Genomic DNA, 26,139 nt, shown 5'->3' on the forward strand with positions numbered 1-26,139 from the left:
ACCTCCTCGTGGACGCGGTTCGATCCTGCCACCGGCGGGGAGGAAGATGGGCCCCGTGACGCGCTCCCGACTCCTCACCCTGCTCCTCGTCGGCCTCGGCGCGGGATACCTGTCCGGCCTGTTCGGCGTCGGCGGCGGGACCGTGATCGTCCCGGCACTGGTGGCGTTCCTGGCGTTCGACCGTCGCCTCGCGGCGGGGACCTCGCTCCTGGCGATCGTCCCCACGTCGGCGGTCGGTGTGGTGGCCTACGGGATCGGGGGGAACGTCCACTGGCCGACGGCGGGCATCCTCGCCATCGGCACCGTGGTCGGTGCGCAGATCGGCACGTGGCTCCTGGCCCGGCTCTCGCAGCAGGTGCTCCGGTGGGCGTTCGTGGTGTTCCTGCTCGTCGTGGCGGTGCAGCTCGTCCTGACGGTCCCGGTGCGCGGCGAGGACGTGGTGCTCACCTGGCCGCTGGCGCTCGGTCTCGTGGCGGTCGGCCTGGTGACCGGGGTGCTGAGCGGTCTGCTCGGGGTCGGCGGCGGCGTCATCGTGGTGCCGGCGATGATCCTGCTGTTCGGCTACAGCGACCTCATCGCGAAGGGGACGTCGCTGCTGATGATGATCCCGACGGCGATCTCGGGGACCATCGGCAACGCCCGACGTCGCAACGTGGACGTGCGTTCCGGACTCCTGATCGGTGTGGCCGCGTGCGTGACGGTCACGCTCGGCACGCTGACCGCGGGCGCCATCCCGCCGCAGCTGGCCAACGTCCTGTTCGTCGCCTTCCTGGCGTTCCTCGTGGTCAAGACCGTGCTCGAGGCGCTGAAGGCGCGGCGGAAGGCGCGGGGCGAGGGCGCCTGAGTCGGACCGTTCGGGCGGTCCACCGATTCGTTCGGGCGGTCAGCCGGAGGTCGCGTCCTCGTGCTTGGCGGAGCGGCGCCGCGCGTCGACGATCGCGACCACGAGTCCCAGCAGCATCACGCCCACCACGACGCGCAGCGACATCGCGAACGCGTCGCCGTAGTCGTCGGTCGCGGCGAGCACCGCGAAGAACGCCGCCGAGTTCGCGCTCACGCCGACCGCCGCCCCGATGCGCTGCATCGTCTGCAGGGAACCCGCGGCCGCACCCGCGTCGCCCGGCGGGACCTTCGCGAGCGTGAGCGTCTGGTTCGGGGAGATCACGAACCCGTTGCCGAAGCCCGCCACCATCAGCAGCCCCGCCGCCACCCACGCCACAGCGGGCGCGGGCAGCACCGAGACGACGACGTCGAGCACCGCCAGCGCGAGGACCGTCACGGCGATACCGCCCACCACGAGCGGGCGGCCGAAGCGCGAGATCCACCGCCCGCCGAGGGTGGCGGCCACCGCACCGCTGATGGAGAACGGCGTCAGCACGAGGCCGGCCTGGAGCGGCGTGAGCCCGAGCCCGGACTGCAGCCACAGCGTCGAGGCGAGCCAGATCCCGGTGAACCCGAGGAAGTACAGGGTCGAGACCCCGACGCCGAACGTGAACGACGGCACCCGCAGCAGGTTGCCGGGGATGAGCGGCAGCCCGCCGCGGGCCGACACGCGACGCTCCCACCACACCAGCACGCCCACCAGGGCGACGCCGACGGCGACCGCCCACCACGCGGTGCCGACCCCACCGCCGCCCGCCTCGCCGGACGAGCCGGACCCGCCCTCCGCCGTCGAGGACACGAACGGCCACATGATCGCGACCACGGCCGCGGCGAGCAGGAGCGATCCGACGACGTCGAGCCTGGCTCCGCGCGAGGCACCGGCGGGCCGTGGCTCGGGCCGGGGCAGCAGCTTCCACGCCAGCGGGAGGAGGACGAGGCCGATGGGGACGTTCACGAGGAACACCGCGCGCCACCCCTCGCCCTCGCCGAAGATCGCCAGGAGCCCGCCTCCCGCGAGGGGGCCGATCGCCGTCGAGACGCCGATCGTGGCGCCGAAGTAGCCGAACGCCCGGCCGCGTTCGGGGCCGCTGAAGAGGTCCTGGATGAAGCCGATGACCTGCGGGTTGAGCACCCCGGCCGCCAGGCCCTGGGCGAAGCGGACGCCCGCCAGCGCGGGACCGGAGTCCACGAGGCCGCACGCGGCGGACGTCACCACGAACGCGGCGAGCCCCACGAGGAAGAGGGTGCGCCGCCCGTAGACGTCGCCGAGCCGCCCGGCCGGCACCAGCGCGAGACCGAACGCGAGCGTGTACCCGGCGAGGATCCACTGGAGCTCGCTCGGCCCGGCCTCCAGCGACGTCTCGATCGAGGGGAGGGCGACGTTGACGATCGTGACGTCGAGCAGCGTCATGAACCCGGCGCCGAGGCAGACGGCGAACGCCGGCCACCGTGCGTCGTGCTGTCGCTGTCCGGAGGGGGACGCGGGGGAGGAGGCGGGGACCGACGAGCGGCGGGCGGAGGGCACGTGTCATCTCTACCACCGCCGACCGACGGCGTCAGGGTTCGTTCCGGGACTGCCCCGTGATGCTCGTCGCCTCAGCGCACGGGGACCATCGCGTTCATGGTCCGGCTGGCCGGCTCCTCGACGTAGCGCCACAGCAGCCAACCGATCACGATGCTGCCGCCGAGGTAGGCGGCGATCGCACCCGCGATCAGGACGGGGGACGACGCGGCGCTCAGGCGGCCGCTCTCGAGCAGGTACTCGCGAGCGATGAGCAGGAAGCCGTGGCCGAGGAAGATGCCGTACGAGATGCGCCCGAGCGCCACCGGCAGGCGGGACGCGCACAGCTGGGTGACGCCGCGACGCCCGAGGAACAGACCGGCGGCCAACAGGCAGAAGGCGGGGGCTGTGACGAGGTAGACGAGCTCGCGGTCGGGGAGGAGGTGGTAGTCCACCCACATCGTCACCAGGAGAGCCGTCAGGCCGAGGGGGCGAGCAGATCGGTCCACCACGCGTTGCGGGTCGCTGAGGGCCGGTCGCGGCGGTCGCTCGACGCGCGGCCGACCTCGACGTCGTCGCCCTGGCGCGAGAACCGATCGACGAGGATGCGCAGCAGCATCCCGGCGGTGAAGAACGTCGCGACGCGCAGCATGGAGGAGTAGGGGGTCGGCTGGTTGGAGTAGTAGCTCTCGATGACGGCGTAGGGCGTGATGGTCAGCGCGAGGATCACCACGAGCCACCCGGTCCGGACCAGGCGCCCCAGCCGGTGGACCACCAGCAGGAGCAGCGGGAACAGGACGCAGGCGAGGAACTCGACGCTGACGTACCAGGAGGCGCCGTTCCAGGCGGCGGGGACCGCGCGGTCGTCGCGGAACCACATCCAGGTGAGTGAGAGCTGCTGGAAGAAGAATCCCGGGTCGGGAGCCGTCCGCGCCATGGGCATGGGCAGGCGCAGGGCCGCACCCGCGGTCATGACGACGGTGGTGAGGACGAGGGTGACGGCGAAGACCGGCCAGAGCCGCGAGAAGCGCCGCCACACGAACAGGGCGTAGGCGCGGGGGCCGACGGCCTCACCCATCCGACCGGCGTAGGCGTGGACGAGAGTGAACCCGCTGAGGAGGAAGAAGAACTCGACGGCCAACCAGCCGTGGTAGCTCAGGAACTCGAAGGGCTTGTACGGGTCGCCGATCAGCTCGCGCAGGGTGTTGTGGACGTGGGTGACCACGACGGCCATCACGGCGAAGGATCGGACGCCCGTGAGTGCGGGCAGGTGACGGACGACCGCCGATGCCTGGGAAGGGAGGGCGGGGAGGACGGTCACCCGCACAGTGTGGCCCACCGCGGCGGTCGGTGGGGTTCGACCGAAGCCTCAGGGATCGCCCTGGTCTCTCCCGGGGATCCACCCCGGAGCGGAGGAACTGAACCCCGCCCGGGCCCCCGCTGGCGTAGATTGGGCGCGCCGCCTGCCGCCACCCGACGAAGGACCGCGATGACCTCCCAAGCCGCACCCCTCGAGCCGCCCGCCGCCAGCCAGACGCTGACCCTGAGCGCGCCCGGTCCCCTCGAGCAGGTCACCACGACCCAGGCCCCGGCGATGGCGCCCAAGATCGACGCCGCGGTGATCCCCTCGCTCGACGCGAAGGTCAGCTCCTACCTCGAGCAGCTCCAGGGCGCCACCACGCGCTCACCCGAGTTCTCCGCCAAGGCCGACGACATCCGCACGATGGGCGACGCCGAGATCCGCAAGGCCGCCGAGGTCTCCAACCGCCTGCTGCAGGCGCCCGTCAAGGAGATCCGCGAGGGCGGGATCGCCGAGTCCTCCTCGGTGAGCAAGTCGCTGCTCGACCTGCGCCGCGTGGTGGACGAGCTCGACCCCAGCGAGAAGAGCTTCGGCCGCAAGCTGCTGGGGATCCTGCCGTTCGGCGACAAGATCGGCGACTACTTCCGCCAGTACGAGAGCGCCCAGAAGCAGATCGACGCGATCATCCGCTCGCTCTACTCGGGTCAGGACGAGCTGCGCAAGGACAACGCGGCGCTCAACCTCGAGAAGCGTCAGCTCTGGGAGACGATGACGCGCCTCAACCAGTACATCTACGTCGCCGAGCAGCTCGACGTCGGTGTCTCCGCCGCGATCTCCGAGATCGAGGCCACCGACCCAGACCGCGCCACCGCGCTGCGCGAGGACGTCCTGTTCTACGTCCGCCAGAAGCACCAGGACCTGCTGACGCAGCTCGCCGTCTCGATCCAGGGCTACCTGGCGATGGACATCATCCTGAAGAACAACCAGGAGCTCATCAAGGGTGTCGACCGTGCCACCACGACGACGGTCTCCGCGCTGCGCACCGCCGTCATCGTCGCCCAGGCGCTCGCGAACCACAAGCTCGTGCTCGACCAGATCACCGCGCTGAACACCACCACCTCGAACCTCATCGCCTCGACGTCGCAGATGCTCGCGAGCAACTCCGCCCAGATCCAGGAGCAGGCGGCGAGCGCGTCGGTCGGCATCGAGCAGCTGCAGACGGCGTTCGAGAACATCTACGCCACGCTCGACTCGATCTCGACGTTCAAGATCCAGGCGCTCGACTCGATGAGCAAGACGATCGGCGTGCTGCAGGTCGAGACCACCAAGGCGCAGTCCTACGTCGACCGCGCGCGCCGGGCCGAGAGCCCGGAGAACATCGGGGTCACGAACGGTTCGCTCGACCTCGGGCGTCTGTAGGCACGACCTCGATGGGATGGTTCGACGGTGTCATCGGTCGGCTCGCCGGCCGCGCCAACGAGATCACGGCGGAGCAGCGACCCGACGTCCCGGCACCCCCGACCTCGGCCGAGATCCTCGCGGCGGTGCAGTCCGTCGAGGACCGCGTGAGCGGTCGCGTCGGGCCGGCGGTGTCCTCGCGGGTGCACCGCATCACGGTGCGCATCGCCGAGATGGTTCCGCGGCTGGACCGCATGGGCGTCGCCAGCCTCGAGGCGCACACGGTGGTCCAGGCGGCGACGAGCTACCTGCCCGAGGCGGTGGACACGTACCTGCGGCTGCCGCGCGACTTCGCCGACCGCCGCGTCGTCGCCGACGGCAAGACGTCGCTGATGCTCCTGTGTGACCAGCTCGACCTGCTGGCCATGACGCTCGGCCGGATCTCCGACGCCGTCTCGCGGCAGGACGCCAACGCCCTCATCGCGCACGGGGAGTTCCTCGCCTCGAAGTTCGAGAGCTCCTCGCTCGCGCTCGGCAGCGAGACGCGCGGCGTCCCGGCGCAGCCGTCCACCCAGCAACCGACCGTGCAGCAACCGACCGAACCCGGCCGCCTGGAGGCCCCGTGACCACGCCCAGCGACGCCGATCGCGACGCCGCCCTGCACGCTGCCGTCGACCGGCTCGTCGCCGCGGGCGAGGAGGCGGGTCTCGAGGCGGACGCCGTGCGCCACGAGGCGTCCGTGCTCGCCGCGGCCGTCGCCGAGGCGGGGCCCGGAGCCCCGGCCGACTGGGTCCGGGCGTTCGAACGCGGTGCGGTGCGGGAGTTCTTCGCCGCCGCGGCCGGCGGTCGGCGCTGGCGCACGGCACCGACCGAGACGCTCGTCGCGCTGCGGCTGTCCGGGGCCTCGCCGTCGGAGCGCGAGCGCGCGACGGCGTACGCGGACGCGCTGGTCGAGGTCGCCGCGGCGGCCGCCGTCGGGCTCGGCACGCCCTCGGCGCTCGTGGCGCAGGCCGCCTCGGAGGTTGCGGCGGCCCAGCGCGGCGCCCCCGTGGCGCCCGCCGTTCCGCCGGGGTCCGGAGGGACGTCCGGGCCGACGACGGCGGGTCTCCCCTCCGCCGTCGACCTCACCTCCTTCGGTGGGACCGGCGGCGCGCCCGCGGCACCGCCGGTCCCGCCCGGTCTGCTCCCCGAGCCTGCGCTGAACCGCGGGCTGCAGGGCCTCCCGGCCGTCGGCGAGATACTCGAGGCGCTCCGGGGTGGTGCGCAGCCCGCGGCGCCGGCGGCCCTGGGGCAGCCCGGCGCCGGCGCCACCACTGCCGCACCGCAGGCGGCCGGCGAGACCGCCGTCGCCACCGAGGAGCAGGTCGAGGTCGAGGCCGAGGAGCTCCCTCCCTCGAGGAGCAGATGGCGAAGCTCGAGGACCTCGTCGGGCTGGACCGGGCGAAGTCGCAGGTCAAGCGCCAGATCGAGCTGCTCCGCGTCGAGAAGCTGCGCACCGAGGCCGGGCTGACCCGACCGACGCTGACCCGTCACCTCGTGTTCGTCGGCAACCCCGGGACCGGCAAGACGACGATCGCCCGCCTCGTCTCGGGGATCTACCGCGCGCTCGGACTGCTCAGCAAGGGGCACCTGGTGGAGGTCGACCGCAGCGAGCTCGTCGCGGGCTACCTGGGCCAGACGGCGGCGAAGACCTCCGAGGTCGTCGCCTCCGCGCTCGGCGGCGTGCTGTTCATCGACGAGGCGTACTCGCTCTCGCAGGGGAGCGACGGGCCGGACGCGTACGGCGCCGAGGCGGTCAACACGCTGGTCAAGGACATGGAGGACCACCGCGACGACCTCGTCGTCATCGTCGCGGGCTACCCGGGACCGATGAAGGACTTCATCGACACCAACCCGGGCCTGGAGTCCCGGTTCTCGACCACGATCACGTTCGAGGACTACACCGACGCCGAGCTGCGGGCGATCTTCACGCTCATGGCCGAGGGCGCGGACTTCGCCCCGACGCCGGAGTGCCTCGAGCGGGTCGAGGAGATCACGAGCGTCCAGCCCCGCAGCTCGGGCTTCGGCAACGGCCGCTACGTGCGCAACCTGCTCGACGCCGCGATCGCCCGCCACGCCTGGCGCCTGCGCGACGTCGAGGCGCCCACGATCGACCAGCTGCGCGAGCTGCTGCCGGAGGACCTCCTCGACCCGACGGGTCAGGACCTCGACGACACGCTCGCGCTGCTCTCGCCGCAGGAGGGTGGGGAGCCGACCGACGCCGTCGGGACGCCGGACGACGAGCAGCCGACCGATGCCGTCGACCTCGACGACGCCGGAGCGACCCCCGACGCGACCGACCAGGCCGACGCCGTCGACCACGAGGAGCCGCAGCGATGACCTCCACCCCGACGGCGCCGCGCCGCAGCGGTCCGGTCGTGCCACCACCGCCCGGGCGGACGCGCGGCGCCCCCGCCGGTCCGCAGGGCGGCGGGAAGGGCGCGCCGCCGCAGGGCCAGGGCTCGAAGTCGGGTGTGCGCTCGGGTTGGCGTGCCCGGATGAGCCGGACCCCCGGCCGGCTGCGGCTGGCGATCGTGCTCGCCGTCGTCGCGTCGCTGCTGGTCTCGCTGGCCGGTGTGCTGGTCGGTTCGCTCACGCAGGCCACGTCGGCCCGGGTCGTGGACCGGGTCGACGCGATCCTGCAGCTGCAGACCGCCCGCGCCGACCTCGTCACCGCCAGCGGAACGGCGAGCAACGCCTACCTCGTCGGCGGCCTCGAACCGACCGAGCAGCGCGAGGCCTACGACGCCGCGCTCGCCGCCGGCACGGCCGGCGTCGCGGCCCTGGCGGGCGGCGATGCGGACACGGACGGCTCGCTGGACGACGTCGCCGCCGCCCTCACGACCTACGCCGGCCTCGTGGAGCAGGCGCGCGCCAACAACCGCCAGGGCTTCCCGGTGGGCGCCGCCTACCTCGACACGTCCGCGGCGCTCCTCGAACAGGACGTGCTGCCCCCGCTCGACGCCGCGATCGTCGCGAACGCCGAGGCGACGGCGAGCGACCTCAACTCCGCGAGCGCGATCTCCGGACTGCTGTGGATCGTCATCGTCGGCGTCCTCGTGCTGGTCGGCATCCAGATCTGGCTCGCGCGCCGCACCCGGCGCACGCTCAACCCCGCCCTGGTCGTCGGGACCGGACTCGCGCTCGTGGCGTGGCTCGCGTGCGCGCTCGCCGTCGGGAGCAGCAACGACACGCTGACCGAGACCCGGCAGGGCCCCTACGCCGCCACCCTGGCGATGTCACAGGCGCTCTCGCACGCCGGCGAGGCGCGCACCGCCGAGTCGTTCGGGCTCATCCAGCGCGGCTCCGGGGCCGCCGCCGAGGAGACGTTCGACGCCGCGATCATGCAGGCCGAGGACCAGCTGGACCGCCGCGCCGTCATCGGCACGGAGGCCACCGACGACCTGGCCGCCTGGGTCGAGGGCCACGACGAGATCCGCGCGCTCGACGACGCCGGCGACTGGGACGGCGCCGTCGCCCTGGCCACGAGCGACGCCTCCGGCGACCCCACGGACCGCTACCTCACGTTCGTCGAGACCGCGAGCGCCGCCGTCGAGCAGAGCTCGGCGACTGCCCGCAGCGAGTTCCGCTCCGCGAGCACCGGGGTGGGCATCGCGAGCTGGGTGCTCGTGGCCGCCGGTCTCGCCTCCGCCGTGCTCGCGTGGCGAGGTATCAACAAGCGTCTGGAGGAGTACCGATGAGGACCCGCCGTCACCCGGGACCGAACGCCGCGATCGCCGCCGTCGCCACGGTCGCCGCCCTGACGCTCGCCGCCTGCACCGGGCCGTCCGGCCTGGACGACCTCGGCCGGGAGGCGCCGCCGACGGCGGAGGCGACCGACGCGCCGGTCACGCCCGCCCCGCCGGCCCCCGCCACCTGCGACGACGCGACGACGTCGTACGACCCGCTGCCCCAGCTGCCCGACCCCGGCACGTTCGCCTCCGGCAGCACGATGCAGCAGATCCAGGACCGCGGCACGCTCGTGGCGGGCATCTCCGCCGACACGCTCCTGATGAGCTCGCGCAACCCGCTGACCGGGGAGATCGAGGGCTTCGACATCGACGTGCTGCGCGACCTCTCGACGGCGATCTTCGGCGAGCCCGACCGCGTGCAGTTCCGCGTCATCACCTCGGGCGAGCGCGTCGGGGTGCTCGAGGGCTCCGAGGTCGACGTCGTGGCCCGCACCTTCTCGATGACCTGCCAGCGCTGGGAGTCGATCGCGTTCTCGGCCGAGTACTACGGCGCCGGCCAGAAGGTGCTCGTCTCGGCCGAGTCCGATGCCGAGAGCCTCGAGGACCTGGCCGGGCAGCGCGTGTGCGCCCCCGAGGGCACGACCACGCTGCAGCGCCTGGAGGACTACGACGTCGAGGCGGTGCCCGCCCGCACCCACACCGCGTGCCTGGTGCTGTTCCAGCGCTCGCAGGTCGAGGCGATCACCGGCGACGACACGATCCTCGCGGGCTTCGCCGCCCAGGACCCCTACGCCAAGGTCGTGGGCGAGGCGATCAGCGCCGAGCCGTACGGCCTCGGCTTCCCGGCCGCCTCGGTCGACCTGGTCCAGCTCGCCAACACGGTGCTCGCGCAGCGGGTCGCCGACGGCCGCTGGCAGGCGTCCTACGACCGCTGGCTCAGCGTGCTCGGGACCGAGACCACCCCGCCGACACCCGTCTACGGGCGGGCCTCGTGACGTCGGCCCCGGCGGGTGCGTCGGCGGCGCCTCGGGCGCCCGGTCGGCTCGGCGAGGCGATCGGCGCCGAGCAGCTCCTGAGCTACCAGTCCGAGCTCGCCGACTGGCTCACCCAGCGGCGCACCGAGCTCGGCAGGCTCGACGCCGCCGCGCAGAAGGCCGCGAACTCGCAGGCGTTCACGGGTGACGTGGTGCTGGCGATGAGCATGTGGCAGTCGGTCAGCACCGGGGCGGAGCAGCTGCGCGAGCTGTGGGACTCCGGGCGTGCCGACGCCGTCGCGCGCGAGCGGATGTCCCGCGTGATCTGGGGCCGGCTCGACGGCGCCCAGGTGCCCGGCGGGGGCGCCGACCCGAGCGCCCAGGTCTCCCTGGTGGAGTCGACGCGGCTGTGCGACGCGCTCATCTCGCAGCTGCGCGTGCGGCTGTCGTTCGACCCGAACCAGGCCGACACGGTCGCGAGGCTGCGCAGCGTGCGCGCCAGCCTCGTGCGCAGCGGCGACCTCGTGCGCCGGGAGGACCTCGCGGGCGACGGCGTGCCCGACGTCGACGCCCTCGTCACACGGCTCGACCGGGTTCAGGCCGATGCGGCTCGGGGCGCTGACGCCTCCGGTCCGCTCGCCGAGCTGGAGGCCGCCGCCGCGCGGGCCGAGCGCGACACCATCGTCGCGGCCGCGCAGCGCCACGAGCAGGACCGGGACCACTCCCGCGCCACGTCGCTGCTCGAGCGGCTGGCCGCACGCGCCGACGTGCTGGCCGACCTCGCCGCGCGCTGCCGGCGCGAGGTGCTGCGCCCGCCCAACCTCGCCGTCCCCGACGTCTCGCGGCTCGGGGACGTGCCCGACCAGCGTGACGCCCTCGCGGCCTACCTCACGCGGCTCGAGCTCGTGGCGCGCGCGATGGACGCCGTCGAGGACGCGTACACGACGCCGCTGCGCACCCGCGCGTCGCTGCGGTTCCGGCTCACGAGCGCGACCGAGCGCGCGCGCCGCAACGGCCGCGCGGACTCGCCCACGGTGGCGGCGGCGCAGCGGGAGACGAGGGAAGCCGTCGAGACCACCCCCTGCGACGTCGAGCTCGCCGTCGACCTGGTGGACCTGTACGAACGCCTGACCCAGCAGCTGCCCTCGCGCGCCGGCGCGAGCGGAACCACGGAGGCACCAGCGTGAGCACCGCGACGACCTGCACCCAGCCGGGGTGCACCGGACAGATCGAGGACGGCTACTGCAACGTCTGCGGCTCGCCCGCCGGGGCGGCGCCGCTGCCCGCGGGGGTCGCGACGGCGCCCGCCCAGGCGGGTGGGTCGCCCCAGTTCGCGCAGGGCACGGGGCTGCGGCCCGCGCCCGGCGCGGGCGGCGCGGGCGGGGGCGGTGCGGGCGGGGGCGGTGCGGGCGGGGGCGGTGCGTCCTCGACCCCGGCCCCCTCCTCGGGCCCCGGCGCGGCCAACCTGTCTCCCGCCTCGAGCCGCGTCTCGACGCGCACCTCCTCCTCGCGCCTGGAGACGGCCGCGATCGGGTCGGCGCGCGGGTCGCGCACGGCCCGCCGCACCGGGACGTCCTCGACGCGGCTGCGCGGCCACCGGATCGGCGCCGGGCTCACCACCGTCCCACCGACCCCCGTGGCCGATCCGCTGCAGGCGATCATGGCGACGCCGGAGCTGGCGGAGTCCAAGCGGTTCTGCCCCTCGTGCGGGGCGGCGGTCGGGCGCTCGCGCGACGGCGTCGTCGGCCGCACGCAGGGGTTCTGCGCCGCGTGCGGGAGCCGGTACGACTTCGACCCGACGCTCGGCCCGGGCGACCTCGTCGGCGGGCAGTACGAGGTGGTCGGAGCGCTCGCGCACGGCGGGCTCGGCTGGATCTACCTCGCGCGCGACCAGAACGTCTCGGGGCGCTGGGTGGTGCTCAAGGGCCTGCTGAACGCGGGGGACAAGGACGCCTACGAGGCGGCCATCGCCGAGCGCGAGTTCCTCGCCGAGGTCGAGCACCCGCTGATCGTGGAGATCTACAACTTCGCGCTGCACGACGGCGCGGGCTACACGGTCATGGAGTACGTGGGCGGCAAGTCGCTCAAGGAGATCCTCACCGACCGCCGCGAGGCGAACAACGGCGTCGTGGACCCCCTGCCGGTGGACCAGGCGCTCGCCTACGTGCTCGAGATCCTGCCGGCGTTCTCCTACCTGCACGACCACAATCTCCTGTACTGCGACTTCAAGCCCGACAACATGATCCAGCAGGGTGAGCGGCTCAAGCTCATCGACCTGGGCGGCGTGCGGCGGGCGAACGACGAGACGTCCGCGATCTTCGGCACGGTGGGCTACCAGGCGCCGGAGGTCCCCACCGACGGGCCCACGATCGCGTCGGACATCTACACGATCGGGCGCACGCTCGCGACGATGGTGCTGGACTTCCGGGGCAACACGTCCACGTACGTCGCCTCGCTCCCGCCCGTGGCCGACACCCCGGTGTTCCAGCAGTACGACTCCTTCTACCGGCTCGTGGCCAAGGCCTGCGCGCCGGATGCCGCGGACCGCTTCGCCGCCGTCGACGAGCTGCGCACGCAGGTCGTCGGCGTGCTGCGCGAGGTGGTCGCGACCAACCGCGGCCCGGGCAGCCCGGCGCTGCACTCCTCCGCCTCGGTCCACTTCGAGGCGCCGATGGCGGACTCGACCGGTGCGCCGCTCGGGTGGGACGAGCTCCCGGTGCTCAAGGTCGACCCGACCGACCCGATGGCCAACTGGCTCGCGGGGATCAACGACCCCGTGGGACGGCTCAACGCCCTCCAGGGCGCCGCGCAGGACACCGTGGAGGTGCGGCTCGCGCGCATCCACGCGGCGATCGGCGCCGGCCGGTTCGAGCTCGCGCAGGAGGGCATCACCGCGCTGCTGAACGCCGACCCGTGGGAGTGGCGCGCCGTGTGGCTCGCGGGCCTGCGGGAGATGGCGATGGGCGACGTCGTGGCCGCGCGCGCGAGCTTCAACGCCGTCTACGGCCAGGTGCCCGGCGAGCTCGCCCCGAAGCTGGCGCTCGCGACGACGTGCGAGCTCTCGGGCGAGGTGGACGTCGCCGAGCAGATGTACGTCGTGTGCGCGCGCTCGGACGCGAACTTCACCGCGCCGTCGGCTTTCGGTCTCGCGCGGATCCGCGCGCAGCGCTCCGACGCTCAGGGCACGCTGCACGCGCTCGACCTCGTGGCGCCCACGCGCGCCTCCTACCCCGTCGCGCGCGTGCGCCGGGCGGGCGTGCTGGTCAACACCTCGAGCACGCTCGGCGGTCTCGACGACGCGCTGACCAGCATCAAGGGCGTCCCGGTCGAGCCCGCGCTGCGCGCCGACCTCGAGATCGCCGTCTACACGGCCGCGCTCACCCAGGTGCTGCGCGACAAGCGCGTCAGCGGGAACGTCGGGGGAGTGGTGGCCAAGGAGCAGCCGCTGCGGCTCGCGCTCGAGGCCGCCTACCGCCGTCGGGCCCGGATGGCCCGCGGTGAGGACGAGCGGATCGACCTCGTCGACCGCGCCAACGCCGTACGACCGAGGACCACGACATGACCGGTGACACCACGACACTCGCCTGCCCCGTGTGCGGCGGCCTGATCGAGTCCGGCGCGCGGTTCTGCGAGGACTGCGGCACCGCGGTCCTCGTGCCCGACGGCGAGGCGTCCGACGGCGTGGCTTCGGCGGAGGCGGCACCCGACGGCGAGGCGTCCCCGGGCGAGCAGGTCGACGGCGAGGCGGTCGACGGCGAGGCCGGGCTCGCGTCCGATCCGGCCCCCGCGCCGGACCCGGGCCCCGCACCCGACCCGGGCCCGCCAGCGCCGTCGCCCACACCCGATCCGACGCCGGCGTCGGCGCCGCCCGCGACCGCGCCGCCCGCGACCGCGCCGGACCCTGCGCCGTCGCCCGCACCGCTGTGGGCGCCCGCGCCCGCGGCCTCCTCGGCGCAGCTGCCGAGCTGGGGCGCGCACGTCGACCCGTTCAGCCCGCTGCTTCCGCCCGAGGACCTCGAACCCGAGGCGCTCGCGCCCGCCGTGCTCATCACGGACTTCGAGCCCGGGGTGGGCACGGAGGTCGCGGACCCGTCGACCCTGGCGGCCGACCCCGCCGTCGATCACGCGCCGGCGACGGCTGCCGTGGCGCCCCGCGAGGCACCGACCGAGGCGATCGGCGTCGAGCGCCCGTGCGCGCGCTGCGGCGGCTCGATCGCCCGCGACGGCTACTGCGAGATGTGCGGCGAGCCCGCCGCGTCCGAGCGCGACCACTACCGCGAGTCGCCCGCACCGTGGGTGGGGGCGCGTGCGACCGCGGGATCGTCCACTCGCGCAACGAGGACGCGATGTCGATCGGCGTCCTCGACCCGGCGGGCGACGTCGCGGCCCTCGTGGTGTGCGACGGCGTCTCCTCCGCCCCCGACTCCGACGTCGCCTCGCTCGCGGCGGCGCGGGCGGCGTCGACCGTGATCCTCGACGGGATCCGGAACGCGACCGCGCCGAGCGCCGAGCAGATCCGCGAGCTGTCGGCGCTGCTGGCGCGCGCCGCCGTCGCCGGGAACGAGGCCGTGGTCGCCGCGACCGACCCGGACTCGACGGAGGAGAACCCACCGTCGTGCACCTTCGTGGCCGCCGCGATCGACGGCCCGCTCGTCGTGACGGCGTGGCTCGGGGACTCGCGCGCCTACTGGCTGCCGGACGACGGTGTGGCGCGCCAGCTGTCGGTGGACCACTCGTGGGCGCAGGAGGCCATCGCGCAGGGGATGTCGCGGTTCGAGGCGGAGCGTGCGCCGCACGCCCACGCGATCACGCGGTGGCTCGGCGCGGACGCGCCCGACGTCGCCGTCCGCAGCGACGCGATGGTCGCCCACGGCTCGGGCTGGGTGCTCGTGTGCTCCGACGGGCTGTGGAACTACTGCTCACCCGCCCCGGACGTGCAGGCGCTGGTGACCTCGAGCATCGGGGCGGTCGGCAGCGACCCGACGACGCTGGCGGCCGAGCTCGTGCGCTGGGCCAACGACCAGGGCGGGCGCGACAACATCACGGTCGCGCTGGCGCGCATCGACCCGGCCAACCACGACTGAGACGGGTGCGGCGCGTCCCGACGACCCGACCGCCGTCCACCGCCGACCGACCAGGATCCTCACCGCGCCGCCGTGGTGACTAGCCTGGGACCAGCACATCGACCGATCGACCCGGAGGTTCCCCGTGGCCACGTTCTCTGCCCAGGTGTTCTCGAACGAGTTCCTGCCGGAGGGAGCCACCGACGTCCACGCCATCGTCTCGGTGCAGGCGAGCGGGGTGGACGCGTCCTCCGGACTCGGTGCGGGCGAGAGCACGGCGGGCGCCGCCGAGATCATCATCTTCGACTCCTCCGGCTCCATGACCGGGCGCAACATCGAGTCGGCGAAGCACGCGGCCGCCGTCGCCGTCGACGCGATCCCGGACGGGACGTACTTCGCGATCGTCCAGGGGAGCCACGTCGCCAACCGTGTCTTCCCCTACCCCAACGCCCCGGTCAAGATCGTGCAGATGGAGCCGGGTGCCCGCGCCGAGGCGAAGCGCGCGATCGGGCGCGTGACGCCGTCGGGCGGGACCGCGATGAGCTCGTGGCTGCTGCTCGCGGACGAGATCTTCGCGACGCTGCCGCCCGGGGTGCGCAAGCACGCCATCCTGCTGACCGACGGCAAGAACGAGTCCGAGCCCGCGGGCAACCTCTCGCGCGCCATCCGCCGCGTGCAGGGCAACTTCCAGGTGGACGCGCGCGGCGTCGGCGACCGCTGGATCGTCGAGGAGGTCCGGGAGATCTCGACGGCGCTGCTCGGCACGGTCGGCCTCATCGCCGACCCCTCGCAGATCGCCGCCGACTTCGAGCAGATGATCAAGGCCTCCGTGAGCAAGGGCATCGCGGACGCGCAGCTGCGCGTGTGGATCCCGCAGGGGGCCCAGCTGCTGTTCGTGCGCCAGGTCGCCCCGACGCTCGAGGACCTCACGGCGCGGCGGATCGACGTCAACCCGCTCACGGGCGGCTTCCCCACCGGCTCCTGGGGGAACGAAGAGCGCGAGTACCACGTGGCCGTGCGGGTCGGTTCGAAGCCGGTCGGCGCCGAGCAGCTCGTGGCGCGCGTGCAGTTCACGGTCGACGGGCAGGTGCACGCCTCCGGCCTCGTGAAGGCGCAGTGGTCCTCGGACGCGAACCTGACGGCGCGCATCAGCCCCGAGGTGGCGCACTACACCGGCCAGGCGGAGCTGGCCTCTGTCATCCAGGAGGGTCTCGCCGCCAAGTCGGCGGGCGACGAGGCGACGGCGACCGTCAAGCTCGGCCGTGCCGTCCAGCTCGCGCAGCAGACGGGTAACGAGGAGGCCACCTCGCGCCTGCGGCGCGTGGTCGAGATCGAGGACCCGGACCGCGGGACGGTCCGGCTGCGGCGCGACACCTCCAAGCTCGACGAGATGGCGCTCGACACCGGCTCCACCAAGACGACGCGGGTGCGCAAGTGAGCGTGATCTGCCCCGAGGGGCACACGTCCGCCTCCACCGACTACTGCGACACCTGCGGTGCGCCGATCGGGGCGGCGACGACGTCGGCGCCGTCGGGCCCGGCCGCCGGGTCCGGTGCCGCCGCCGCGGGGTCGGCGGAAGCCGCCGAGCCCACGACCTGCCCGCACTGCCAGGCGCCCGCGCCCGCCGGTGCGCTGTTCTGCGAGAACTGCGGCTACGACTTCACGACGGGGACGGCGCCGTCGTCGTCCGCACGGTTCGCGGCACCCGACTCGGGGGCGACGCCGATCACCCCGCCCGCGCCGCCGGAGCAGCCGGCGTCCTCGCTCGACCTCGACCCGCTGTCGGCCCCCGCGCCCGTGGCGGTGGAGCCGCACGAGGGTGAGGGCTCGCCGTCGGACCCCGACGGGGAGCCGGCCGGCGCGGCCGCTGGCGAGGGTGAGGCTGAGGGCGAGGGCGAGCCCCGCGCGAGCGGGCCGGGCGCCGACGGGGCCGGGTCGGGCGAGCCCGACGGCGGGTCCGGCGACGGCGAGTCGCAGGATCCGGCGACGAACGCCGTCGAGCGCACGGGGTCTCGTTCTCTGCCCGCCCCGGCCGTTCCCGGCCCGGACGAGTGGGTCGCGGAGGTCTGGGTCGACCCGGACTGGTACGCGGAGCAGGGCCCGGAGGACCCGATCCCGTCGGTGGGGATGCCGACCGTCGTGCCGCTGCGCTCGCGCAGCGTGCTCGTGGGCCGGCCCTCGCGCTCGCGCGGGATCCACCCCGACGTCGACTGCGGCGCCGACACCGGTGTCTCGCGACGCCAGTGCCAGCTCACGACCGACGGGCTGCGCTGGTTCGTGGAGGACCTGCAGTCCGCGAACGGCACCTACCTCAGCCCGGTGGGTGAGGCGCTGCCGACGAGCCCCATCACGGCGGGGAGCCGCGAGGAGCTCGAGGAGGGCACGCGCATCTTCGTCGGCGGCTGGACGCGCATCGTTGTGCGGCGGGGTGTTCCCGGCGAGGTGTGACCCCTCCTCGGGCCGGGGCGAGTAGCCTCGCTGGCACCCCCTTCCCGGCCAGCGAGGACGCACCGTGAGCACACCCAGCGTGAGCAACTCCATCACCATCCGCCTCGAGGTCCCGCCGCACGCGGCCTCGGTGAGCACCCTCACGACGGCGGTGGAGGGCGCGGGCGGCGTCGTCACCGCGGTGGACGTGTCCGGGTCGGGCGCCGACCACCTGCAGGTCGACCTGACCGTCGCCACGGGTGGGGAGCAGGACCGCGAGCGCATCGTGCAGACGCTGCGCGACATGCCCGGGGTGACCGTCGGGCCCGTCTCAGACCGCGTCTTCCTGGCGCACCTGGGCGGCAAGCTGACGATCGAGTCGCGCGTGCCGATCCGCCACCGCGACGATCTCTCGCTCGTCTACACGCCCGGTGTCGCGCGCGTGAGCAAGCAGGTGGCGGACCACCCGGAGGACGCGCGCCGTCTGACGATCAAGCGCAACACCGTCGCGGTGGTCTCCGACGGGTCGGCGGTGCTCGGGCTGGGCAACATCGGGCCGCTCGGTGCGCTGCCGGTGATGGAGGGCAAGGCGGCGCTGTTCAAGCGGTTCGCGGACATCGACGCGTTCCCGCTGGTGCTCGACACCCAGGACGTCGAGGAGATCATCGCGACCGTCAAGAACGTCGCGCCGGTCTTCGCGGGCATCAACCTCGAGGACATCTCCGCGCCGCGCTGCTTCGAGATCGAGGCGCGGCTGCGGGCGGAGCTCGACATTCCCGTGTTCCACGACGACCAGCACGGGACGGGCATCGTGGCGACGGCCGCGCTGCTGAACGCGCTGACGGTGGTGGGCAAGAGGGTCGAGGACGTACGGGTCGTGCTGTCGGGCGCCGGTGCCGCGGGATCCGCCGTGCTGCGGATGATGCAGGCGGCCGGGGTCCAGGACGTCACGGTGATCGACATCGACGGGATCGTCCACCCCTCCCGGGAGGGGATGCACCCCTCGCTCCAGGAGATCGCGGACAAGACCAACCCGCGGGGGCTCACCGGGACGCTCTCCGACGCCATCGTGGGGGCCGACGTCTTCATCGGGGTGTCCGCGCCGAACATCCTGAGCGAGGCCGACGTGCAGCAGATGGCGCCCGACTCGATCGTGTTCGCGCTGGCGAACCCGGTGGCGGAGATCGACCCGGCGGTCGCGTCCCGGCACGCGGCCGTCGTCGCGTCCGGACGCAGCGACTACGCCAACCAGATCAACAACGTGCTCGCGTTCCCCGGTGTCTTCCGCGGTCTGCTGGACGCCCGCTCCAACGAGGTGACCGACGAGATGATGCTGGCGGCCGCGAAGGCGCTGGCCGCCGTCGTGACGCCGGACCAGCTGAACCCGACCTACGTGATCCCGAGCGTCTTCCACCCGGACGTGCACGAGACGGTGGCCGCGGCGGTCCGGCAGGTGGCCGAGCGCGGCCGCTGACGCCGCCCGCTCCGGCCGGCCGGTCGGCCCGGACCGCGCCTGCGCCCGCGCCCGCGGTGCGGGCTCCGCGTTCTCGGTGCCGGGCTCCCGCCTCCCGCCCCGGCGTCTTCTGTCTGGCTCGCCCACCGATTGCGCGCGTTTTGCTGCTTCGCCGCACCTGAAGCAGCAAAATCTGCGCACCGGGCGCACCGTCCGGAGGGTCGGGCGGGATGCGGGATGCCGGGCGGGACCCGGGGTGCGGTACGGGCGCGCGACTCCCGGTGACGTCGGTGCGGACGGGGGCGGAGTGGCCGGCTAACCGAGGTGGGTGTGCGCGGAGCGGAGTCGTGCCAGCAGGCTCCGCGGATCGACCAGGGTGGCACCGGTCGCCTCGTGAACGGTCCACCCGGCGTCGCGGAACCGCTGGTGGCGCTCGACGTCGATCCGCCAGGTCCGCCGGTCGGTGCGGTGGACGTCGCCCAGGTACTCGATGGCGATCTTCAGATCCGGGTAGCTGAGGTCGGGCCGTCCGAGGTACGCGCCGTCGGCGTAGGCGGGTGCGTTCACGGCGGGGCGGGGCAGGCCTGCCCGTTCGATGATGCGCCGCAGGGTCGTCTCCGGCATCGAGTCGGTGCCGGGGACCACGAGCTCCAGCGCCTGTCGCGCCGTCCGCAGCCCGGCACAGGGCGGGGACCCGCCGACGTGCGCGCGGAGGTGCTCCAGGTTCGTGACGGGGTTTCGCCGACGTGTGAGGGCGTCGCCGACCTCGATCATCTCCTCCAGCGTCAGGTCCCTCGCGAGGTGGAGGAACGTCGTGGGCCCAGAGGTGACCACGAGACCGCTGGCGAGGGTGCGTACCCTCCCGTAACGGGGAACCACCCGGCAGGTGACGCCCGCCCGCCGGACCCGCGCGCCCGGGCTCACGACGACGAGGTGCAGGGTCTGCTCGTGACGGAGACGCGCAGGGACGTCGACGCCGCACAGGCGCAGAGCCGTCGTCCCGCCGAAGATGTGGCGCCGGTCCAGCACGGAGGCAAGTGCGAGCGCGCGTGCCTGCATGTCGGTCGGCGCTGGTGCCGGCCCGAGGACCCGTGCGCCGTGGAAGGGTGTCGCGAGTCGGCGGTGGCGCAGTCGCGCCGCCGAGACTCCCTGGTCGCGGGCGGCCGCCGTGCTGAACGGTCCGCTCGCGAGCGGTTCGGGCAGCAGGGTCAGCGGAGTGGGCACGCACCAGGTCTACCCCGCGGGCGACGGCGGACGGGGCCCGCGGCGTCAACCTGTGGACAACTTGCGCCGGCACGCACGGCACCGCACGCCAGGCCTGTCGGGCCCCTCGTCAGGCACACCCGGTCCGCCCTGGCCGGCCGGTCCGTCCTGGCCCGCCGTTCCGGCCCCGTCCGGCCCCCTCCGGCCCGGGGCGCCCGCCGCGTGCGCACGTACTGCTGCTTCGGCGGATGTGAAGCAGCAGAACGTGCGCACGCGGTGCGGTCGCGGGGTGCCGGGTGCCGGGTGGCGGGGGGCCGGGTGGTGGGTGGCGAGGGAGCCAGCCGGCGGCCCGTAGCGCACCGAAAGCAACACAGTCGGACCGGTCAACCTTGACATATCCACAGAAACGGGAGTAAACAAAGAGGGTCAGTTCCGCTCCCGCAGGATGAGGCCCATGAACGCAGCGACGCGTCCGACCACCATCGTCACGGTCACCCTCAACCCGTCCGTCGACCGCACCATCGAGATCGCCCGCCTCGAGCGCGGCCGCGTCTCGCGCGCCACGGGCAACGCCATCCACCCCGGCGGCAAGGGCGTCAACGTCACCCGGGCGCTGCTCGCCAACGGGTTCGACTCGCTCGCGCTGCTCCCGCTCGGGGGTCCGGACGGTCGCCGTCTCGCGGAGCTGCTCGAGGAGGAGGGCGTCGCGCACGACGCCGTCGCGGTCCACGGCGAGACCCGCTCCAACATCACGGTCGCCGAACCTGACGGCACCACCACCAAGCTCAACGCCCAGGGCGAGGCGCTGCGCCAGGACGAGCTGGACGCCGTCGTCGCCCGCCTCCTCCAGGTCGCCCACCCCGGCGACTGGGTCGTGCTGTGCGGGTCCCTCCCGCCGGGGGTCCCCGACGACGTCTACGCCACCGTGACCGGGACGCTGCGCGAGGCCGGGATGCGCGTCGTCGTCGACACCTCCGGCCCCGCCCTGACCGCCGCGCTCGCCGCCGCCCCGGACCTCGTCAAGCCCAACGCGGAGGAGCTGGCCCAGGCCGTCGGCCGGCCGGTCGTGACGGTGGGCGACGCCGTCGCCGCCGCCCAGGAGGTGCGCGAGCGCGGCGTGGAGACCGTCGTGATCTCCCTCGGCGCGGCCGGCGCCGTCCTGGTCGACGGCGAGGGGGTCCTCGCAGGCACCTCGCGCGCCGCCGAGGTGCGGTCCTCGGTCGGCGCCGGCGACTGCTTCCTCGCCGGCTACCTCGGCGCGCGGGACGCGGGCCGCGACCGCGCCCTCACCACCGCGCTCGCCTACGGCGCCGCCGCGGTGCAGCTCCCCGGGTCGCAGGTCCCGGGGCCCGACGACGTCGACCTCGCCGCCGCACGCATCCTCACGTCCGAGGAGCTCGAGGCCTCGTTCGCGACGCTGGTGGACTGATGCGGGCACCCGCACCGATCCGCCACCGCGACGAGACCGAGTCAGGCGCCGGGCCAACCGCGCCACTGTTGACCGACCCGCACGGGTCACCGTAGACAGGGCGTGACACGCCCGGCCCGCCCGGGCGATCGCCCCCCGAACCACCCAGGCCCCTCGGGGCACAACCGAAGTGACGAAGGAGTCTTGAGATGGCAGAGCGCACCGTGGTCGTCGCATCCGCGCAGGGTCTTCACGCCCGTCCCGCCAAGCTCTTCACGCAGGCCGCCGCAGGCAAGGGCGCCACGATCGCCGTCGACGGCGGGAACCCGGTCGACGCCGGCAGCATCCTGCGCGTGATGGCGCTCGGGGTGAAGAGCGGCGCGACCGTGACGATCGCCGCCGAGGACGAGGCCGTCCTGGACGAGCTGCAGACGCTGCTCGAGACGGACCTGGACGCGCAGTGACAGCGGCGTCGGTGCTCACCGGATCCGGCGTCGGGCGGGGCGCCGTCGTCGGTCCGGTGGCGCGCGCCCACCCGGCGCCCCCCACGCCCACGGAGGCCGCCGGCCCCGACAGCGAGGCCGGGCGCGCCGAGGCGGTCGAGCGCGTCGCGCAGGCCTACCGCGACGTCGCCGACGCCCTCACCGCGCGTGCGGAGCAGGCCGCGGGCACCACGATGGGCGAGGTGCTCGAGGCCACCGCCGCGATGGCGAGCGACCCCGAGCTCGTCGGCGAGGCCAAGACCCGCGTGATGCAGGGGCAGGAGCCGACCTTCGCCGTCGACCACGCCACGAAGGAGTACATCGACCTGTTCACCGCCGCCGGGGGCTACCTCGCCGAGCGCGTGACGGATCTGCGCTCGGTGCGCGACCGCGTGATCTCGCGGCTGGCGGGCCTGCCCGAACCGGGCGTGCCGGCGCTGGCGGAGCCGAGCGTCGTCGTCGCGCAGGACCTGGCGCCGGCGGACACCGCGGCGCTGGACCTGGACAAGGTGCTGGCGATCATCATCGAGCAGGGCGGCCCGACCGGCCACACGGCGATCATCGCCGGCCAGCTCGGCATCCCGTGCATCGTGCGGGTGGGTGGCGCGGCCGACCTCGCCGACGGTCAGGTCGTCGCGGTCGACGCCGCAGCCGGCACGGTCACGATCGACCCCGACGACGACGTCCGCGCCCGCGCCCAGGCCCGCGGTGACGCCCTGCAGCGCCTCGCGGACGACACCTCCGACGGCGCGACGGCGGACGGTCACCCCGTCCAGCTCCTCGCGAACATCGGCACGGCCGAGGACGCCGAGCGGCTCACCGACGCCGCCGTCGAGGGCGTGGGCCTGTTCCGCACCGAGGTCCTGTTCCTCGGCCGGACGACGGCACCGACGCGCGAGGAGCAGGCCGACACCTACGAGCGCGCCCTCCGCGCGCTCGGGGGCCGCAAGGTCGTGGTCCGCACGCTCGACGCGGGCGCCGACAAGCCGCTCGCGTTCGTCACGCGGAGCGACGAGGAGAACCCGGCGCTGGGGGTGCGCGGCTACCGCCTCGTACGCACGGCACCGGAGCTCATGGCCGACCAGCTGCACGCGCTGGCGGAGGCCTCGCGGCGCACCGGCGTCGAGCCCTGGGTGATGGCCCCGATGATCGCCGACGTCGACGAGGCGACCGAGTTCGCGCGGCTGGCCCGGGAGGCGGGGCTCGCGAAGGTCGGCGTGATGATCGAGGTCCCGGCCGCCGCGCTGCGGGCCCGGGACGTGTTCAGCGCCGTCGACTTCGTCTCCCTCGGCACGAACGACCTCGCGCAGTACACGATGGCGGCCGACCGGCTGCTGGGTGGGCTCGTGGACCTGCTCGACCCGTGGCAGCCCGCGGTGCTCGAGCTGGTCGCGGCGGTCTCCTGGGCCGGCGGCGAGGCCGAGAAGCCGGCCGGTGTCTGCGGCGAGTCGGCGTCCGACCCGCTCATGGCGCTCGTGCTGACCGGGCTCGGCATCACGTCGCTGTCCATGTCCCCGGCCGCCGTCCCCGGTGTCCGCTTCGCGCTGTCGAAGCACACGCGCGAGCAGTGCGAGGCGATCGCCGGTGCCGCGCGGGGCGGGCGCACCGCCGCGGCCTCGCGCGCCGCCGCGCTCGAGCTGTGCGACCCCGAGGTGCGCGAGGTACTCGCGCTCGGCTGAGGGGTTCGCCCGTGAACGGCCCGGTGACGCCCCCGCGTCATCGGGCCGCTCGCGTCCCCGCCGCCTCCGCGACACCTCCTGCGCCGGCTCGGCGGAGAATGGTCGGGTGGCACGACGGCGGATCGACCCCCTCGCGGGGCAGGCGGCACTCGAGGAGTGGGCGCGGCAGGGCGAGGCGACGGCGCGTTCCGTCCTCCTCACGGCTGTGCGGTTCTCCCTGGAGGAGCTCGAGGCGCTCCACCCGGGCCACTCGGTGGAGGTGCGCGTGCCCCCCGCCGGTGCGGTCCAAGCGATCGGCGGTCCGCGACACACGCGCGGCACGCCGCCGAACGTGGTGGAGTGCCGGCCCCACACCTGGCTCGCGCTCGTGACCGGTCGCACCGGCTGGTCCGAGGTCCTGCACCGCCCGATCGACGACGGCGGCGTGCAGGCCTCCGGCACGCGCTCGGACCTGTCGGAGTTCCTGCCCTACCTGCGGCCCCGCTCGTGAGGCAGCGCACACCGGTGCCCCCGGGCCCGATGGGGGGCGTCCGGACGGGCCGGGGTAGGTTGCTGGAGTGAGCGAGGAGAAGGACCAGGAGCCCGACGTCGAGCCCCGGGACGGCTCTGCCGCCGCGCCCGCCGCGCCCGCCGCGACCCCGATGCCGCCCGCCCGCGAGGTCGTGGCCGAGCGTGCCGCCGTCGCCGACCTCACCGACCGCTCCCGCGTGCGTCGCGCCCCCGGTTCGGCGCCTTCCTCTTCGTCGGGCTGTTCCTGGCGATCTTCGTCGCCGGGCTGTTCAGCTTCGTGCGGGACCAGACGATCCCTCCCGAGGAGCTGGCCGCGCGCGCCCTCGACTCGTGGGGGCTGTTCTGGCTCCTGCTCATCGGGCTCAGCGGCTTCTTCGCCCTGGCGAGCTACGCCGTCGCCGTGTGGTTCGACCGCCGCAGCATTCGCCGCATGGACGGCGCCCCCGGTCGCCCGACCGCGGCGAGGGACCTGCCGCGGCGCACGTGGCGGCGCCGCCGCGACTGACGGCCGAGCGACGGCGCGATCCGCGCAGGCGTCTGGCCCGTCCGCCTTGTACGTTCGAGGTATGAGCGCACCGGTGCGGACGCGAGCGGGTCGTGGCTAGGCGCGCGCTGCGCGCGGGGGCGGCGCGCGACGCCGTCGCCGTCGGGCTGGAGAGGCTGCGCACCGAGCTCGAGATCCCGACGGACTTCCCGGCCGAGGCGCTCACGGAGGCCAGGCGGGCCGCCGAACGCGGTCCGGCGGACCCGAAGGCCTACGCCGACCGGAGCGACCTCGAGCTCGTGACGCTCGACCCGCCGTCGTCGCAGGACCTGGACCAGGCCTTCCACCTGGCGCGGAGCGGCAGCGGGTACGTGGTCCACTACGCGATCGCCGACGTCGCCGCCTTCGTCCGTCCGGGCGGTGCGCTCGACGTCGAGACCCACCGCCGTGGTCTGACCACCTACGGCCCCGACGGCCGCTACGGGCTCCACCCGCCGGAGCTGTCGGAGGGGGCGGCCAGCCTCCTGCCCGACGTCGAGCGTCCTGCGGTGCTCTGGCGTCTGGCGCTCGACGGCGACGGCGCGCTCACCGACGTCGACGTCCGGCGCTCGTGGGTGCGCTCCCGCGCGAAGCTGAGCTACGCCCAGGTGCAGGCCGACCTCGACGCGAGCACCGCGCCGGAGATGCTGCAGCTCCTTCCCGTCGTCGGGCAGCTGCGCGCCGACGCCCAGATCGAGCGCGGTGGCGCGACGCTGGACGTCCCCGACCAGGAGGTGGCCCGCACCGACGCCGGCGCCTGGACCCTCACCTACCGCGCCGGCCTGCCGAGCGACGAGTACAACGCCCAGCTGTCGCTGCTGACCGGGATCGCCGCCGCGCGGCTGCACCGGGAGGCCGGCGCCGGGATCTGGCGGACTCTCGCCCCGGCGCGCGACGGCGACGTGGTGCGCCTGCGGCACGTGGCGCGGGCCCTGGGGCTGGACTGGCCGCGCCGGGTCTCCTACGGCATGTTCGCCGCCGGTCTCGACGCCTCCCGGCCCGCCCACGCGGCGTTCGCGACCGAGGCGACCCGGCTCTTCCGCGGTGCCGGGTACACCGCGTTCGGCACGAGCGCCAACCCCGGTGTCCCGACCGGCGCCGCCCACAGCGCGATCGCCGCCGAGTACGCGCACACCACCGCACCGCTCCGTCGACTCGTGGACCGCTACGCTGGCGAGGTCGCGCTCGCGCACCTCGCCGGCACCCCGGTGCCGGAGTGGGTGCTGGCGGCGCTGGACGACCTCCCCGCGACGATGGCGGCGGCCAACCAGCGCGCGAACGCCTACGAGAAGGCGTCGGTCGACCTGGTGGAGGCCGTGCTGCTCTCGGGGCGCGAGGGAGAGGTGCTGGACGCCGTCGTGGTGGAGTCCACGCCGTCGCGCGAGGAGGGCCGCGAGGGCGAGGCGCGCGCCACCGTGCTGGTGGACGAGCCGGCGGTGCGCTCACGGATCGCCGGGCCCGCTGACGCCCTCGTGCTCGGGACGCGGGTGCGAGTGCGGGTGGTGGGTGCCGACGTCGAGCGGCGGACCGTGGCGCTCGAGGTCGCCTGAACCGGCGTCGTACCGGCGGAAATCACCTGGCCCGTGCGGGCCGGCGTTCCTAGGC

The 26,139-nt window shown here is 74.3% G+C and carries 24 protein-coding genes; 20 read left to right on the forward strand and 4 right to left on the reverse strand.

Features of this window, described 5'->3' with window-relative positions:
• Nucleotides 1-46: 46 nt before the first annotated feature.
• Nucleotides 47-844 (forward strand): sulfite exporter TauE/SafE family protein, encoded by a 798-nt coding sequence (locus QQK22_RS00890; RefSeq protein ID WP_284248691.1) that lies wholly within the window; start codon nt 47-49, stop codon nt 842-844.
• A gap of 39 nt (nt 845-883) precedes the next feature.
• On the opposite strand, the gene QQK22_RS00895 is transcribed toward QQK22_RS00890, so the two are convergent.
• The 3 genes from QQK22_RS00895 to QQK22_RS00905 form a co-directional block, all read right to left on the reverse strand.
• Nucleotides 884-2,407, reverse strand: a complete 1,524-nt coding sequence (locus QQK22_RS00895) for an MFS transporter (protein ID WP_284248693.1) — start codon at nt 2,405-2,407, stop codon at nt 884-886.
• A gap of 71 nt (nt 2,408-2,478) precedes the next feature.
• Nucleotides 2,479-2,850 carry a hypothetical protein gene (locus QQK22_RS00900; protein ID WP_284248694.1) on the reverse strand — a complete coding sequence of 124 codons (372 nt, stop codon included), beginning with the start codon at nt 2,848-2,850 and terminating at the stop codon, nt 2,479-2,481.
• Nucleotides 2,851-2,861: 11 nt separating this feature from the next.
• Nucleotides 2,862-3,704 carry an acyltransferase family protein gene (locus QQK22_RS00905; protein WP_284248695.1) on the reverse strand — a complete coding sequence of 281 codons (843 nt, stop codon included), beginning with the start codon at nt 3,702-3,704 and terminating at the stop codon, nt 2,862-2,864.
• 168 nt (nt 3,705-3,872) lie between these two features.
• On the opposite strand from QQK22_RS00905, the gene QQK22_RS00910 reads away from it, so the two are divergent.
• The 13 genes from QQK22_RS00910 (at nt 3,873) to QQK22_RS00970 (ending at nt 18,750) form a co-directional block, all read left to right on the forward strand.
• The gene (locus QQK22_RS00910) at nt 3,873-5,102 is read left to right on the forward strand and encodes a toxic anion resistance protein (protein ID WP_284248697.1); all 1,230 of its coding nucleotides are present in this window, start codon (nt 3,873-3,875) and stop codon (nt 5,100-5,102) included.
• A gap of 11 nt (nt 5,103-5,113) precedes the next feature.
• A complete protein-coding gene (locus QQK22_RS00915; protein ID WP_284248699.1) occupies nt 5,114-5,707 on the forward strand; it encodes a hypothetical protein in 594 nt (197 codons plus the stop codon).
• Entirely contained in the window at nt 5,704-6,591 is an 888-nt protein-coding gene (locus QQK22_RS00920) for a hypothetical protein (RefSeq protein ID WP_284248701.1), read from the forward strand. The genes QQK22_RS00915 and QQK22_RS00920 overlap by 4 nt, the downstream gene beginning before the upstream one ends.
• Nucleotides 6,486-7,460, forward strand: a complete 975-nt coding sequence (locus tag QQK22_RS00925) for an AAA family ATPase (RefSeq protein ID WP_284248702.1) — start codon at nt 6,486-6,488, stop codon at nt 7,458-7,460. Before QQK22_RS00920 ends, QQK22_RS00925 begins: the two co-directional genes overlap by 106 nt.
• On the forward strand, nt 7,457-8,821 hold the full coding sequence (locus QQK22_RS00930; RefSeq protein WP_284248703.1) for a hypothetical protein: 1,365 nt from the start codon (nt 7,457-7,459) through the stop codon (nt 8,819-8,821). Before QQK22_RS00925 ends, QQK22_RS00930 begins: the two co-directional genes overlap by 4 nt.
• Nucleotides 8,818-9,807 carry a glutamate ABC transporter substrate-binding protein gene (locus tag QQK22_RS00935; protein WP_284248704.1) on the forward strand — a complete coding sequence of 330 codons (990 nt, stop codon included), beginning with the start codon at nt 8,818-8,820 and terminating at the stop codon, nt 9,805-9,807. Before QQK22_RS00930 ends, QQK22_RS00935 begins: the two co-directional genes overlap by 4 nt.
• A complete protein-coding gene (locus QQK22_RS00940; protein WP_284248705.1) occupies nt 9,804-10,973 on the forward strand; it encodes a hypothetical protein in 1,170 nt (389 codons plus the stop codon). Before QQK22_RS00935 ends, QQK22_RS00940 begins: the two co-directional genes overlap by 4 nt.
• Nucleotides 10,970-13,348 (forward strand): serine/threonine-protein kinase, encoded by a 2,379-nt coding sequence (locus QQK22_RS00945; protein WP_284248706.1) that lies wholly within the window; start codon nt 10,970-10,972, stop codon nt 13,346-13,348. Before QQK22_RS00940 ends, QQK22_RS00945 begins: the two co-directional genes overlap by 4 nt.
• Nucleotides 13,345-14,256 carry a zinc ribbon domain-containing protein gene (locus QQK22_RS00950; protein ID WP_284248708.1) on the forward strand — a complete coding sequence of 304 codons (912 nt, stop codon included), beginning with the start codon at nt 13,345-13,347 and terminating at the stop codon, nt 14,254-14,256. The genes QQK22_RS00945 and QQK22_RS00950 overlap by 4 nt, the downstream gene beginning before the upstream one ends.
• On the forward strand, nt 14,139-14,870 hold the full coding sequence (locus tag QQK22_RS00955; protein ID WP_284252461.1) for a PP2C family protein-serine/threonine phosphatase: 732 nt from the start codon (nt 14,139-14,141) through the stop codon (nt 14,868-14,870). The genes QQK22_RS00950 and QQK22_RS00955 overlap by 118 nt, the downstream gene beginning before the upstream one ends.
• Nucleotides 14,871-14,994: 124 nt before the next feature.
• Nucleotides 14,995-16,287, forward strand: a complete 1,293-nt coding sequence (locus tag QQK22_RS00960; protein ID WP_284248709.1) for a vWA domain-containing protein — start codon at nt 14,995-14,997, stop codon at nt 16,285-16,287.
• Nucleotides 16,284-17,297 (forward strand): double zinc ribbon and FHA domain-containing protein, encoded by a 1,014-nt coding sequence (locus QQK22_RS00965; RefSeq protein ID WP_284248710.1) that lies wholly within the window; start codon nt 16,284-16,286, stop codon nt 17,295-17,297. The genes QQK22_RS00960 and QQK22_RS00965 overlap by 4 nt, the downstream gene beginning before the upstream one ends.
• 64 nt (nt 17,298-17,361) lie before the next feature.
• On the forward strand, nt 17,362-18,750 hold the full coding sequence (locus tag QQK22_RS00970; RefSeq protein WP_284248712.1) for an NAD-dependent malic enzyme: 1,389 nt from the start codon (nt 17,362-17,364) through the stop codon (nt 18,748-18,750).
• 294 nt (nt 18,751-19,044) lie between these two features.
• On the opposite strand, the gene QQK22_RS00975 is transcribed toward QQK22_RS00970, so the two are convergent.
• Nucleotides 19,045-19,953: a hypothetical protein gene (locus QQK22_RS00975; RefSeq protein WP_284248713.1), complete on the reverse strand. Its 909-nt coding sequence runs from the start codon at nt 19,951-19,953 to the stop codon at nt 19,045-19,047.
• Between the two features lie 433 nt (nt 19,954-20,386).
• On the opposite strand from QQK22_RS00975, the gene pfkB reads away from it, so the two are divergent.
• The 6 genes from pfkB (at nt 20,387) to QQK22_RS01005 (ending at nt 26,084) form a co-directional block, all read left to right on the forward strand.
• The gene (pfkB, locus tag QQK22_RS00980) at nt 20,387-21,361 is read left to right on the forward strand and encodes a 1-phosphofructokinase (protein ID WP_284248714.1); all 975 of its coding nucleotides are present in this window, start codon (nt 20,387-20,389) and stop codon (nt 21,359-21,361) included.
• Between the two features lie 188 nt (nt 21,362-21,549).
• Nucleotides 21,550-21,804, forward strand: coding sequence for an HPr family phosphocarrier protein (locus QQK22_RS00985; RefSeq protein ID WP_284248716.1), 255 nt, complete (start codon nt 21,550-21,552; stop codon nt 21,802-21,804).
• A gap of 11 nt (nt 21,805-21,815) precedes the next feature.
• Nucleotides 21,816-23,501, forward strand: a complete 1,686-nt coding sequence (gene ptsP, locus QQK22_RS00990) for a phosphoenolpyruvate--protein phosphotransferase (RefSeq protein ID WP_284248717.1) — start codon at nt 21,816-21,818, stop codon at nt 23,499-23,501.
• Between the two features lie 106 nt (nt 23,502-23,607).
• Entirely contained in the window at nt 23,608-23,991 is a 384-nt protein-coding gene (locus QQK22_RS00995; RefSeq protein WP_284248718.1) for a sterol carrier family protein, read from the forward strand.
• A gap of 297 nt (nt 23,992-24,288) precedes the next feature.
• Nucleotides 24,289-24,516: a hypothetical protein gene (locus QQK22_RS01000; RefSeq protein WP_284248720.1), complete on the forward strand. Its 228-nt coding sequence runs from the start codon at nt 24,289-24,291 to the stop codon at nt 24,514-24,516.
• A gap of 92 nt (nt 24,517-24,608) precedes the next feature.
• Nucleotides 24,609-26,084: an RNB domain-containing ribonuclease gene (locus QQK22_RS01005; RefSeq protein ID WP_284248721.1), complete on the forward strand. Its 1,476-nt coding sequence runs from the start codon at nt 24,609-24,611 to the stop codon at nt 26,082-26,084.
• The last annotated feature ends 55 nt before the right edge of the window (nt 26,085-26,139 follow it).

The sequence above is a fragment of the Litorihabitans aurantiacus genome, assembly GCF_030161595.1.
GTDB classification, from domain to species: Bacteria; Actinomycetota; Actinomycetes; order Actinomycetales; family Beutenbergiaceae; genus Litorihabitans; species Litorihabitans aurantiacus.

Coding starts and splice junctions, on each gene's coding strand:
- QQK22_RS00910 (WP_284248697.1), top strand. CDS start 3,873: ATGACCTCCCAAGCCGCACCCCTCGAGCCGCCCGCCGCCAGCCAGACG.
- QQK22_RS00925 (WP_284248702.1), top strand. CDS start 6,486: ATGGCGAAGCTCGAGGACCTCGTCGGGCTGGACCGGGCGAAGTCGCAG.
- QQK22_RS00915 (WP_284248699.1), top strand. CDS start 5,114: ATGGGATGGTTCGACGGTGTCATCGGTCGGCTCGCCGGCCGCGCCAAC.
- QQK22_RS00985 (WP_284248716.1), top strand. CDS start 21,550: ATGGCAGAGCGCACCGTGGTCGTCGCATCCGCGCAGGGTCTTCACGCC.
- pfkB (WP_284248714.1), top strand. CDS start 20,387: ATGAACGCAGCGACGCGTCCGACCACCATCGTCACGGTCACCCTCAAC.
- QQK22_RS00890 (WP_284248691.1), top strand. CDS start 47: ATGGGCCCCGTGACGCGCTCCCGACTCCTCACCCTGCTCCTCGTCGGC.
- QQK22_RS00930 (WP_284248703.1), top strand. CDS start 7,457: ATGACCTCCACCCCGACGGCGCCGCGCCGCAGCGGTCCGGTCGTGCCA.
- QQK22_RS00935 (WP_284248704.1), top strand. CDS start 8,818: ATGAGGACCCGCCGTCACCCGGGACCGAACGCCGCGATCGCCGCCGTC.
- QQK22_RS00950 (WP_284248708.1), top strand. CDS start 13,345: ATGACCGGTGACACCACGACACTCGCCTGCCCCGTGTGCGGCGGCCTG.